This window comes from Candidatus Magnetaquiglobus sp., from assembly GCF_058402785.1.
Window position 1 is genome coordinate 1 of sequence record NZ_JBZVFG010000051.1, and the last position, 12,306, is coordinate 12,306.

The 12,306-nt window shown below is 60.7% G+C and carries 13 protein-coding genes; all 13 read right to left on the bottom strand.

The annotated features are described in order from the left end of the window. Positions 1-446 (bottom strand): HK97 gp10 family phage protein (locus ACV4UY_RS13935; RefSeq protein ID WP_491608188.1); only part of this gene is annotated, 446 nt, incomplete at its 3' end. Further along, positions 443-1,102 (bottom strand): hypothetical protein, encoded by a 660-nt coding sequence (locus ACV4UY_RS13940; RefSeq protein WP_491608189.1) that lies wholly within the window; start codon positions 1,100-1,102, stop codon positions 443-445. The genes ACV4UY_RS13940 and ACV4UY_RS13935, both read right to left, overlap by 4 nt. Positions 1,103-1,113: 11 nt before the next feature. Then, a complete protein-coding gene (locus tag ACV4UY_RS13945) occupies positions 1,114-3,471 on the bottom strand; it encodes a phage major capsid protein (RefSeq protein WP_491608190.1) in 2,358 nt (785 codons plus the stop codon). A 374-nt stretch (positions 3,472-3,845) separates the two neighbouring features. Continuing rightward, positions 3,846-5,369 (bottom strand): putative phage head morphogenesis protein, encoded by a 1,524-nt coding sequence (locus tag ACV4UY_RS13950; protein WP_491608191.1) that lies wholly within the window; start codon positions 5,367-5,369, stop codon positions 3,846-3,848. A gap of 16 nt (positions 5,370-5,385) precedes the next feature. Beyond that, entirely contained in the window at positions 5,386-6,828 is a 1,443-nt protein-coding gene (locus tag ACV4UY_RS13955; protein ID WP_491608192.1) for a hypothetical protein, read from the bottom strand. After that, on the bottom strand, positions 6,825-8,372 hold the full coding sequence (locus tag ACV4UY_RS13960) for a hypothetical protein (protein ID WP_491608193.1): 1,548 nt from the start codon (positions 8,370-8,372) through the stop codon (positions 6,825-6,827). Before ACV4UY_RS13960 ends, ACV4UY_RS13955 begins: the two co-directional genes overlap by 4 nt. Continuing rightward, on the bottom strand, positions 8,369-8,887 hold the full coding sequence (locus ACV4UY_RS13965) for a DUF3486 family protein (protein ID WP_491608194.1): 519 nt from the start codon (positions 8,885-8,887) through the stop codon (positions 8,369-8,371). The genes ACV4UY_RS13960 and ACV4UY_RS13965 overlap by 4 nt, the downstream gene beginning before the upstream one ends. Positions 8,888-8,889: 2 nt before the next feature. Next, a complete protein-coding gene (locus ACV4UY_RS13970; RefSeq protein WP_491608195.1) occupies positions 8,890-9,201 on the bottom strand; it encodes a hypothetical protein in 312 nt (103 codons plus the stop codon). Then, the gene (locus tag ACV4UY_RS13975; RefSeq protein ID WP_491608196.1) at positions 9,191-9,604 is read right to left on the bottom strand and encodes a hypothetical protein; all 414 of its coding nucleotides are present in this window, start codon (positions 9,602-9,604) and stop codon (positions 9,191-9,193) included. The genes ACV4UY_RS13970 and ACV4UY_RS13975 overlap by 11 nt, the downstream gene beginning before the upstream one ends. Continuing rightward, entirely contained in the window at positions 9,601-9,804 is a 204-nt protein-coding gene (locus ACV4UY_RS13980) for a TraR/DksA C4-type zinc finger protein (protein ID WP_491608197.1), read from the bottom strand. The genes ACV4UY_RS13975 and ACV4UY_RS13980 overlap by 4 nt, the downstream gene beginning before the upstream one ends. 2 nt (positions 9,805-9,806) lie before the next feature. Beyond that, a complete protein-coding gene (locus ACV4UY_RS13985) occupies positions 9,807-10,106 on the bottom strand; it encodes a hypothetical protein (RefSeq protein ID WP_491608198.1) in 300 nt (99 codons plus the stop codon). A 135-nt stretch (positions 10,107-10,241) separates the two neighbouring features. Continuing rightward, on the bottom strand, positions 10,242-10,832 hold the full coding sequence (locus ACV4UY_RS13990; protein WP_491608199.1) for a glycoside hydrolase family 108 protein: 591 nt from the start codon (positions 10,830-10,832) through the stop codon (positions 10,242-10,244). 145 nt (positions 10,833-10,977) lie between these two features. Continuing rightward, positions 10,978-12,189: an SAP domain-containing protein gene (locus ACV4UY_RS13995; protein ID WP_491608200.1), complete on the bottom strand. Its 1,212-nt coding sequence runs from the start codon at positions 12,187-12,189 to the stop codon at positions 10,978-10,980. Positions 12,190-12,306 lie beyond the last annotated feature (117 nt).

Consider the following 12,306-nt stretch of genomic DNA (forward strand, 5'->3'; position numbering starts at 1 on the left):
AATGTAGCTAACGGAAATAATCTAAAACTCCATGTCCCGCTGAACCAACACACCATGTCGCGGATACCGAGCTTGAGGTTGACCCAGTCCAGTATCGGCTGGAGCGGTGGCATGTGCGGCTTGGTGCCAAGCTCAACCGGCACGGCGTAGATCAGCGGTGAAGTTGCACCGAGTGCGGCGTTGCTGTTGCCGTCCTGGTCGGACACGACTGCGCCGATTACGGTATCACCCTGGACCACCGGCATGGCCGCGATGATCGAATCGCGCAGATTGCCACTCGCGGTGGGCGTGCGCTCCTTGGCCTCTAATACCAGAAGCTCCGACGCCTCCATCATCGCCAACTTGAGAGCCTGCAACACCTCTTCCGGAGCGTGTTCCAGACGACGCGCGAGCGCGACCAGTTCACTGGTATCGATCGGGACTGAAAGAAGGGGGGCGTCGCTCATCGCACCAATCCCCACCCATGCGTCAGTCCAACCCGCCTGGGGGTTGGCGTGACCACCACCCCGGCGGGGATGGCACGCTGCTCTTGTGTGCCGATCATCTCCCGGTAACGCGCGAACAGTTGCTTGGAGCGCGCCGCGTACTCCTGGGCGGGCGTGCCGTGGCTTACCACCTGCGCCCCGAACGAGGGATCCGTATCCCCGCTCTTGGCAATCGCGATCTGCTCCAAGAGGTGGGCGGCGGCGTAGGTGGCCACCGCCTCCCATTCGCGCTCGGCCAGGGTGTCGATATCGCTTGTCACCCGGTGCGGCGCGGTGTAGCGCAGCCGCAGCAGGGCGGCGACAACCGATCCGACCACCCGCATGCGCCATCCGCTTACCACCTCCTCGACGCGGATCGCGGAGAGCGGCAACGGCTCGCCCGAGTCGTCCGCCCGCTCGATGGCGACGATGGCCGAAAAACCGCTCTCCCAGCCCTCTGGCAGGGGATGGACCGGACCGTCCGCGACCGCGATCTCCGCGACCAGGTGGCGCGGGCGATCCCGTGAATAGCGCCACACCGCGGTGCGGATCGCCGCGTCGATATCCTCGGCGGTGATCGTCGCCTCGTCCGTGCGCGTCATGCGCCGGGCCAGGGATTGCAGATCGGTCAGGGCCATCGCCGCTCCCCTTACGCCACGACCGACTTGCAGACGCCACGATAATCGGTCGCGGCGCCACCGTAGACGTGGCGGACCTTGTATTCGATCTGATCATTCGTGAACAGACTGCCGGAGGTCGGGGAGTCCGCAACCATGATCTCCGGCTCCTCGTTTCCGTCGAGGAAGCCGATCTCGACCGACGGGATGTCGAGCTTGTCCGCCGTGGCGCACCAGTCGTTGGGGTCGGTCCAGTACCAGACCGAGATGATCTTGGGTGCGTTGGTTTGCAGGAAGGTCGGATCCAGGTTGGTGTCGCGACGGAAGAGGTCGGCGGCGGTACGCTCCATGCCGGGCGGCACCCAAAGATTCCGCGGTGCGATGCCGAGGGACTCGCCAGTGCCCATCTCGGTCTGTGCCATCATGACCAGACGGGCGACATCCCAGTTATCGATGGTCAGGGGAAGGGAAAGCAGGTTGCCGTGATCCGTGTGGAACAGCATCTTGGTGTCATAGATCACCTGGTTGACGCGCAGAAAATCCAGCACGAATTTCGCCAGCGTGCGCTTGGCAGCGCGCGACATGCTGATCGGCAGGTGTCGGAGAAGACCAAGATTGTCGTTCTTGAGCATCTCCAGCGTGACTGACCAGCGGCGACCGCGTTTGGTGACCTTGTAGGTGGCGACCTCGATTGCCGGATCGGCACCCATCAGATACTCGCCGCTCTCGGCGACATCGGGCAGATCCCCGAATCCGCCCATGCGCACCCCCTCCCGCGGGCGGAAGTCGTAGGCCGGGACGACATTGGCCAGCTCCCGCCACACGTCATACTGGGATCCGGTGCGATAATCCGCCAAGGCGCGCCGTTGGATGGCGTCTCCCATCACATCAGACCAGTCATCCGTGCCCAGCGCCTCGCGCATGATGGACATGTCGGCATGCCGCATGCGGCCCGTGACCCCCCAATCCCCGGTCATCCGGCCATACGCCTCGCGGAAAGAGAGCGTGTCGCCGTTCCCGGGCGTGGCGGATCCGAGGAGCACGTCGAGCATCTTGTCGATCTTGGTGCGCTGGCTCTCGACGAGCTGCGTGCGGGTGCCGCCCAGGCCGGAGACGCGACCACCCCCGGAGACCCGCGCCAGATATTCCCGCTCGCTGGCAATGGCCGCGTTCACGGCGCCGGGCGAAAACCGCGTGCCGCGCAAGGAGAACGCGATCTTCTGCCGAGCCGCCTCGGGCAGGCCACTGCCGCCGAGAGCCTCGCGCAGATGCGTTTCAGCTTCGACCGCCTCGGTCACCGCGGCGCCGATGTTGGCAGGGGTCGTGCTGGTGTTGGTGTCGGACTTGGTCGCGTCGGTGCTGGTCTGGGTCGTGCCGGCGCCGGGATCTCCAGCCTTGGCGTGGTCGGCGGGAGGATTGCTCGCGCCAGACTCCGGGAACGCCTCTTTAAAAAACCCCTGTACCTCCTCTTCGGTCATGGTTTCCGGATCCTTGCCGGTGAGAAGATCCGGCTTGCGGGCGCGGATCTGATCGAGCAAAAATTTCTTCATGGAATGATTTCCTTGCTGGGCGTTTGGTTTTGCTTCGGTAAATGTGATGATCGCGCCGCCGGCGCCGGCCTCCACGATCAAATCCACGGAATCGACGTTATCGATGGACTCGGCCACCCGGACCCGCGCGCCGTCGATCTGCTGAAAAGAGGTCTGCCCGGTGGCGGCGATGGAGAGGCCATACAGGCCCGCCATGCCGCGATTGACCGCCTCGGTCAGTCGCTCCGGCATCCCGCCGGCAGACTCCAAAAGCTCCATTGTGGCCTGGATCTCACCAGCATCTGGAGAGGCTCCGGCAATGAAAACCGGATTCACCAGTCGTCCGATGATGTTTTCCGGATGTTTGCCCGCCCCCTTGAGATGCTCCGCGTCCCCTTTGACCATGATGCGCACGCCATCGAAACGAGGTGTTGCCTCGCGCAGCACGCGATCCGGGTAATAGGTCATATTGCCGGACAGGCCGGCGCGGATCGCGCGGACCAAAAACTTTGAGCCACCCTTGGCTTCGAGAAACGCTCCAGAGGGAATGGCGGGCGGGTCTGCCGGTGGGGTCACGGAGGATGCGACGGGAACAAAACGCTCCTCCACCTCCTGGGGCGACTCGAGAATGATGGCGCCATCCGCGCCGATGGTGATGGCGTAGGCGAGCAGCTTGCCCGAACCGCCTTCATTGACCACCACCCGGTCAGCCGTGATCGACTCGATCTGGACCCAGATGTCCGCTTTCCCAGCCGCCTTGTTGCGCTGCTCCAGGGCGGCCTTCACGCGGTCGGTCCACTTCAGCATGTCGATATGCGCCTCACCCGGCGCCGCGCCACCCGCCATTTCTTTCGTCTCCATCCGATCTGGGAACAATCTCAAGACTGGGATGGAGAATAGACGGCTTGGCGAAAACGAATGAAGCCGACGGGGGTCGGTATCAGGATGGGGTGTTTTTTGGGTGGGGTCTGTCCGGTCGGTCTCACCCTCTGGGCGGAACCGTTTTTAAATGCCATTTAATTCGAACCAGGATCGCTCATGTGGTTTCGGTAATAGTTGGGGAAGGGGTGGGACGGAAAACGCCTGAAAACGGCCTTTCCGAAGCAATCACGGTTTTGTTTGTTTTTGGTCGAAGGAGGCGGTATGATCTGCCTGAAACGACCGTTTGGTCAGCGGAACAAGTCGTATATCCGCAAGCTCGTCCGGCCCTGGCAGCCGAGAGAGAGTGAATGGGGTTAACGTCCCGTCCGGTCGTTTCTTTTTTTCAGATCTCTCCTGAGACCAACCGGTACTTGTTTGTATCTGTCATGTCCGTTCGGCTTACCGTTCCGCCCGAGACGATGTAATTGTGATGCCTCAAGCGCGACCGGCTCTCGCGGGCGCGCACTCTCAATACCACCTTGCCAAGCCCTCCATCTTGCCGCGCAAACACCATAGTGCAAGCACTGGTCGTGTTCGCCCCAGAAAATCGCCTTCGGGTTGTCGATGTGATCGGACAGCTTGGTGAGATCCGCATCTTCCAACCCCTTCATCCATACGCGTCGCTTTGTCTCTCGCGCCGGTCGTCTAAGCAGCTTGTCGGAGATCGCGATCTCCATGGTGGCCGGCTCCACCCCCTTGGAGCGCAGAAAATCCACCACCGGCATGGGCAGGGTGCCCACGGTGCGCCACTCGCCATCCGCCTTGCGCGTACCGTCCAGGGTGGTTTTGATCCATTTTTCCACGCCGGCGGCCCGCTTCCCCACGACCGCGATCTTGCGCGGATCGCGTTGGATCTCCTCCTCCGAGATCGGCTTCTCCCCTGGATGCTTCATCTCCCAACGATCCGAGTGCGGGATCGCCGTGCAGCCGCAATTGATCGTCTGTGCCGGCGAGGCCTCCGGATCCCTGGGAAAGCGGATCGACTCGCCGCCAATCTTGAACGACTCGTGCACCGCCACCACCTGCCCGTCCGCCAGATCGTGCGGCACGCGGGAGTGGATCTTGCCCGATCGGCGCCACTTCTTCTTGAGCCCCGTCAATCCCGCCGCGACCTTCTCCTCCATGCGGCGCTGCGCGGCGATGGAAAAGGCTCGCCCCACCTCGGTGCGCACCACGGTCAGCGCACGCCGCCTGCCGCCCACCTTCAAAAGCTTCTCGATGGCGGTGGCCGCCTCTGCCTGCCCCTGCAATCCGGTCACCACCAGTCCCAGCTCGCGATTGATGGCCTTCATCGTGTCGCCGGAGATGTCTTTCATCTTGCGGGTCAGAAACCCCTCGATGGCGACGAGCTGCTGCTTGTCCAGCATCGGCGCATTGGCAAACGCCGTCACCCGGATGGGTTGAGTCGTGGCGGGCGGGACGGGTGGTGAGGGGGTTTGTGTCTCCGGTTTGGATGGGGGAGGCGTGATCGGGAGCACCGTTGACAAGGATGCCGGTCCGGGAGCATGGCTCACGCTCTCCGGGGTCGAGGCCGCCGCCGCGATGGCGATGGGCTCGTCCACCATCCGCACCCCGGCATCCCACCCATCCCGCGCACCCGCCGTCGCCACCTCGCCCGACTGGTCGCCAAACCAGCTCATGGCGCGCCCCACCCACTTTTGCAGTCGGGTCAAATGCCACATCCGAAAATCGCTCGGCTGGGCATCCAGCTCTGTCCGGATCCTGCCTGACACATCACTTAGCAGCCAGTCGATCTCGCCCATCACGTTCGCCTGGATGGCCACCAGATCCGCCTGGGCCTTCTCGATGGCATCCGCGATTTTCTTCTTGACGCTCATGCGACCTCGAGGATCATCATGCCGTCACGCTCGGGTCGCCGAAATCCGGCGCCGGATCCGTGGGCTGCGGAGCGGGCGGGCGGAATGTCTCCGTCTCGCGCGCGCTGGCCAAGTCTGTCTCCACCTCGGCCAGCTCCTGTTCCGCGTCATACTCCACCCCCAAACGGGTAGCGACAGACCGGATGCAGCGCAGCGCCGTATCCCGCGTCATCAACCCGGCATCCACCGCCGAGGCGCAGGCGGCCACCACCTGCTGCATGGCCGCGGCATACTTGGAGACATCCTTGACGATCATCTCCGGGAATTCGGCTCGCACCCGCCACGCGGCATCCTCCGGATCCGGCATGGGGCGTCCAAGCGCCTCAAGCCGCTTGCGCACCACGTATCCGCCGATCTCCTCCAAAAAATACTGGATCAGCTTCTGGCGTATGGTGAAAATCTTGGTCGTGGGGTCCGACATGCTCTCGCCCGTGGACCGGTTGACATCCCCGCCACCCCCGAACCAATGCTCCGGGAGAGTCGCACCACCCAGAACATGATTCCGGAACAGCCGCCCGAGGTCGCCGGTCTCCCCGGACTCGAGTTTCGGAGTCACCGACTCCCACGTTTCCGACTCATTGTGGACGCGGACCGATCCCGGCGACGGCATTTCCATGCTGCGCGCCCTGGCGGCCACCTCTTCGGGCGTGGCCCCGGTCATGGTCACGTCCCACACATGCGCTTTCAGGTAGGCCGCCCGCTCGATCTCGCCGAACAGAAAATCATCATACCCTTCGATCCAGTCCGCGAGCGGCAGCAAGTCACTGTGTCCGCCGCTGTTCGGGATGTCGTTGACCGAGAAAAAGAAAATCTCCCCGTCCGCGAAGCTCTCGCGCAGCCGTACCGCCGCCGGCATGAACAGCTCGTCATCCGCTCCATTGATGATCACGCGATACCGCTGTTGCACCCCGTCGGCGTCCGGCTTGGTGACCACCCCAATCGCCTGGGCGCCGTTGTCCGGATCGTACACCACTTTCTCGATCCGCTCCGGATCGAGATACCCCAGGCGCACATGGCCAGTCATGCCGTTGGTAAACGCCACCCAGTACATCTCGCCGAAGATCGACAGCGCCCGCGCCATCCGGATCAGGTTGACCCCCATGCGATTGATCGGGTCACGCCAGAATGCATCCAGCCACCCCTGCGCCTCCGGATCATCGATCTTGAGCGTCACGCCGTCTGACAGGATGAATGCGAGCGGAAGCTCCACCACCCGGTTGGCCAGCGGGTTGGATCGCCACAAATGCACGGCGATTTCTCGCGCGCGCGTTCCTTGAAATAAAGGCAGCTCGCGACGCTGCGCGCCACCCGTCAGGCGGCGATACCCCCTCTCCTCCGGATCGACCGTCACGCCGAAGGCCTCGCGAAACACCGCCTTTTTCTCTTTGGTTTCACTGCCCTTCTTGGCGTTTTTTTTCATGAAAATATCCTCTCGCGGATGCGCGCAAAAAGCCTGGGACTCGACGGGCGCCCCTTGGGCTGATAGAGGCTTGGTACAGAATCCATGGTGACCCCGAACGATGGCGGCACACTGCTCTTGGTCGCGAAAACCCCAAGCGCCAGAGCGATGGCCGCGTCGCCGTGGCGCTGCCGACCATCCTTGCCGCGCGTCTTGGCCCCCTCCGGGACCTTGGCGACCCCTTTGTGCATCTTGATGGCGCGCAGATCATCCAGCATGTCGGCATCCGCCGGGATGGAGATGACCCGGTCCTCGAAGGCCGCCTTGAGCTTGGGCATGTGCTCGATGTACCAGGGCTGCGAGAGAGCCACCTGGGCGATGCGCGCCGCGCCGTAACGCTGCATGGCCACCTCGGCCAGATACGCGCCATTGCCGCGTGCGTCCAGCGCTCCGGAGCGGAATCGTGGCAGGCGGTCCACAACGTAGAACAACACCTGGCGCTGCTGTTCGAAAGGCACGTCGCTCATCTCGACGGTGAACGGCACGGTCAGCCGCAGATTCCGCTCCTGGACGATCGGCACCAGCACGCTCAAGTCACCGCTGCGCCCGAAGTCCATGCCGAAATAGCCTTGGCACTCTTTGTCCAGGCGCTGCAGCTCCGGCAGGAGGGTGCGCTCGCACCACTCCAGCACCTCGCCCTCCCGAAGGAAGGCCTCTTTGGAGACGAACGACTTGGGCAGGGTCAGTCGATGGACCGCCCGCGCCCGATCCATACAGGCTTCGATGATCGTCCGGGTCAGATAGACGCCAGACCCGCTCGACGGCACCACGTCCAGCTCTTCCTCGGCGTCGCTGCCGTAGTCGGCGTAGGCCTGATCCACCCATCTCTTCTCGGCCTTGGCGGACCATTGATCCCCCGTCACCAGACAGATGCGGCGGTAAAGCCCCTGCTTGACCGCCTCCTCGAAGGTATAGCGATGCACCGAATAGCTTTTTTTTCCGGACCGGCAATCCTGGATCATCTGGTTGAACGGTGAATCATCCCCCTGATGGCTGGAGATGATGCGCACCTTGCCACCCCAGATCAAAAGCGCCATGGCCGCTTTCACCAGTTCCGGGAAATGGGGGTGGAACGCCGCCTCGTCGATCACCACCGTGCCCTGCTTGCCGCGCAGATTGCTGGGCGCGGAGGAGAGTGCGGTGATCCGAAAGCCCGAGGCGAAATCGATGCTGTAGGTGAGAATGTCCCGATCCGCGTCGTCATCGCGAAAGAGCTGCTGACGGACCTCGGAGGCCGCTCGCTGGAACCCCTTGGCCCAGCCGGCGGCGGCGCGGATGTACTCCTCGGCCATCGCCTGGTTGTACCCGACGTACCACACATCCATGCCACCCTCGGCCCTGCTGGTGGCGGCGGTCAGCACATTGTCCGCGGCCTCGGCCCAGGTGATGCCGATACGACGCGACTTCTCGCACACCTTCACCTTGGCCGGATCCTGGATCCAGCGCTGCTGATAGGGCAGCAGCGCTGGCGGCGCCACGCCGTCATCCGGGACGGATACGGTCATGTCGTAATCCCCAGGATGGCCTGCCGGATGCTGGCCGCCGCCTCCGCCGACAGGCCACCCTGTCGGGCGATGCTCTCGGCATCCCTGGCCACGGCCTTGGTCTTGGCGCGCACCTCGGCCTGATAGCGCTTCAACGTCGTCGAGGTGCCGGAGATCTGCGCGATCGCTTGGCCGAGCGAGGCAAAACTGATCTTCGGATCGATCTCCATCTTGAGCAGCAGATCGAATGTCTTCTCCTGATACAGCCGCACCAGCGCCTGGGAAACCGCGTCCTCGTCATCCGGCGCCGCCTCGGTGATGGCGCGCGCCTGCTCGGTCGCCAGCTTCAGCGCTCCCAGGCGACGCTCGAACGCCTGCCCGTACCGGTGGATCGCGCTCTTGGAGATCTCATACCCCTTGGCCCGCAGCAGCTCCTCCAGCGCCTGATAGCCGCTGAAATTGCCCTCCACCAGAGCCTGATCGATCCAGGCCCGGATGTCCGGAGGCAGACTCTCGACTAAAGAACGCTGCGTCATGGTCAACCCCAGAACTTCGGAGGCCGAGCGATACCCGGATCGCAATCCACGGTGTACTCCACCACATCCACGCCGATGCGGGTCAGCTCGCCCAGCCACACACCTTCCGGCTTTTTGGCCAGACTCACCAGCTCCCGGTCGGCGAGGTAATCCAGCTCGCGGCGCAGCTCGTGAGCGGTCGCATCCGGGAACACGGCCTGGATCACCGATAGAATCAACTGCTCGTGCGCCCCGACGGGTCTGGCATTGTTGAGCGTGAGCAGGATGGTCCAGCGCATCGACTCCCGGCGCGTTTTTGCAAGATCAACGTTCATTCGTATTCCTCCTCGCCAGGATCGTCTCTAACTTGCTGTATAGCGCATCCAGCTTGGCCTCGAGAACGGTTTGACCACGGATGTAATCCTCACGCTGCACGTATTTGGACAGCATCTCGACCTGCATGCCGTGCAGCCCCCGTTCGAGTTCCCGAAGCTGCTGGTCGGTGTTCTGCACGAACTCCCTGAGCTGGTTATCCATGGTCTGGTCGTGTCTGGCCAGCTCTTCGGCGGATTCACGCCGCGCCTGATCCATGGCCGCCATGGCCGCGCCAAGCGACGAAAAACGATCATCAAGTCGCCGCTCGAACTGGACAAGGAATATCTTCACCCCACCCGCGGTGAAGCCGAAAAACGTCAGCAACAGCGAAATGAGCTGCCACAACTCCATGTTGACCATCATCGTCCGCTCTCCCATCGACGCTGGCACGGCAGGCACCGCCACGCGCCTGGATGGGCCTCCAGGCGCGCTTGAGGAATGGCGATGCCGCACTCACGGCAAAAGCCGCTCGCGTTGAGATTCTGACCGGATCGGGCGCGCTGCAACTTCCACATGGCGAACTCGGTCTCCGCGATCTGTTGCGCCTGATCCGCGTCGTCCATCACTACCACCCGCGATCCCGGCTGGAGTCGGCGTTGGTGGCGTTGCCGTAGTTGCCGCCGAGCTTGTGCACCGTGTTCCAGAAAGCGCCACTGGCACCCGGAGGGGCGAAGAAGGCCGCCAGATGCGCCGCCGCGCCGGCGATGGTGAACAGGCTGCCGACGGCGCCACTCACACTGTCGGGGATGAGGGGGGCGATCATCGCGGTGATGCCGGACGCGGTGGAGGCATCCATCGCCATGACCAGGGTGGGCGACGCCAAAAGGGCGGCGAGGGCGGGAAGAACCAGCCATTTTTTACGCATGTTTCAGACTCCTTGGAATGGGTGTTGAACAAACAATCAAAACCAGTCAGATCAGGCCCGGAACCACATCCAGGCAACGGCAGAACCAGGATACCGATTTGTGGGTGACGACGAACAATCGACGGCAGTCGGTGATTATTTGGAAGTCTCCCACTCGATCCGGTCGAGCCAGCCGCCGGCCAGGAATTTGGCCTGGACGGGATCCTTGCGCGCCAGGGTGGCGTAGTGGGCGAACTGGAATCCGTTCATCAGCCGGAACAGCAGCACGCCAACCCCGCGCTCCAGCATCTTGGCCACGGCGGCCAGCGTCCCCGGCCCGACATGCCCATCCACCGTGAGCTGTCCGGAGAGACGGAACCGGACGTTGAGGATGTTGATCGACTCTTGCAACCACGTCTGTGCGGCAACCACCCCGCAGTTGACGGCACTGTCGAACAGCTCCTCAGCGATCCCCTGATGACCAATCCGGTCACAGCCGCACCGCACCCAGAACTCGCCCTGGTAGAAGGTCTCCACCATCCCGTTCAGGCTCTCCAGATCCGCCCCCCGGATCACCGGAACACCAGAGGCGTTCTTGAGCCGGTCGATCAGCGGCCACCCTGGCCACTTGGGATGATAGACACGGGAAATCCCCCGGTAGGTCTCCCCACCGCGATCACCGGGCGTGTTGCACCAGCCACCCTCGTGGCCCATTGTTTTTTGAAAGGCTTTATTGAAGTCGGGCATGTCGCGCTCCTGCAAAGAAGTTGCGGCCACTCCGGGCACCTCCCAGGGCGGCATCTTGGTCAGGATAGAAGATGAGAAAAGCGGGGATGAAGCCGACAGGCGACGGTGAGGCAATTGTGACTTTGCTGAAGATTGATAAGCCTGCTTACCTGAATATCCGCTTCAACCATTCGATCACTCCCCATGTATTACTGGTTCGTGATTGATGGTTTTCTGGTGAATTTATTGTGTGATCGGACGCATCACTATAATCAACAAATTCTGCCTGACCGACACTCATTCGTTTGCTAGGCAGATACATATTGATGGTAAAATGTATAACATTCTTTCCAATATTCTGCTCATTCGATATATCGTTAACACTCATTCCGAGATCATACAACCTCTTTATCAACTCGACCTCTGTTCTAAATACAGGATGATACGTGGTTCCACACGATGATAATGACTGACAACCGTCAACAGGAATCACTGGTGCTTCCGATAAGAAATAAACCCCAACAACTTGCGCACAGGCAGGACAAACCATTCCACCATGCCCCATTACTTCTATAAAAACAACAGAGCTTTGTGGATGCATATACTGTCTAAGTCGATTCTTTTCATTGTCTCTCCAATAATCAAACAAACACTTTTGAGTTGCACTATCAATTATGTTTCTAACCTCTGATTTAAAGTCGAAATATTTTGTTAATATTGGATGTGACAACAATAGATCTATAACGCTTTCATCTCTAAGAAGAAATGAGATAACGGAAGGAATGCGCAACTCTTCAAGAGCATCCTCTTTCCCAACAAAATCGTCTGGAATACTCTCCATGATTCTCTGTATTATCTGAATATTTCTACCCCAATTCACACCGACATAGAAAGTCCAGACTTGACGATTTCCATATTCCATAGCAATCTTTTCAGCTTGCCAATAATCATGATCGGTCAGACAATTGCAAATCGCTTGGATTGTTGTTTCAAAATCCATACGCCTATCATGATTGTATCGATCCACAAGTTCAGCGCCTTTTGGTGAGATACACCAACCCCCCCCTTTTATGGCAGCAATCCGCACCATTCCTTCCGGGTCGCATGCAAGCAAACGAGTCACCAGTTCTGTCTTGTTTCCAGAAACTTTTTGTCCGCGCTCTTTCAACAGAGATTTCAGTTCGGGAACGGTAAAGATTAGATTGATTTGTTCATCAATATCAAGCTGCTGAACCAGACCTTCCTTGATCACTCGGTCCACAAACTCAAATCGACTCTCGCCTAGATGTTTATCCCAGGATTCGCGACCATTCAGACTTTTCTTAGAGAATGGCTTAGCAAGGCAGGATAGAAAATACAGTTGCGTTTGGTTTATCATGACTTTTCGCCAGAAATGAATGGTTTGTGCTGGTCACTATGGTTTCAGGATGTACGCAAAAGGTCAAGATCGATTTGTAGGATTTTATATAATTATTGTTATTATCTGTTCCAGAAA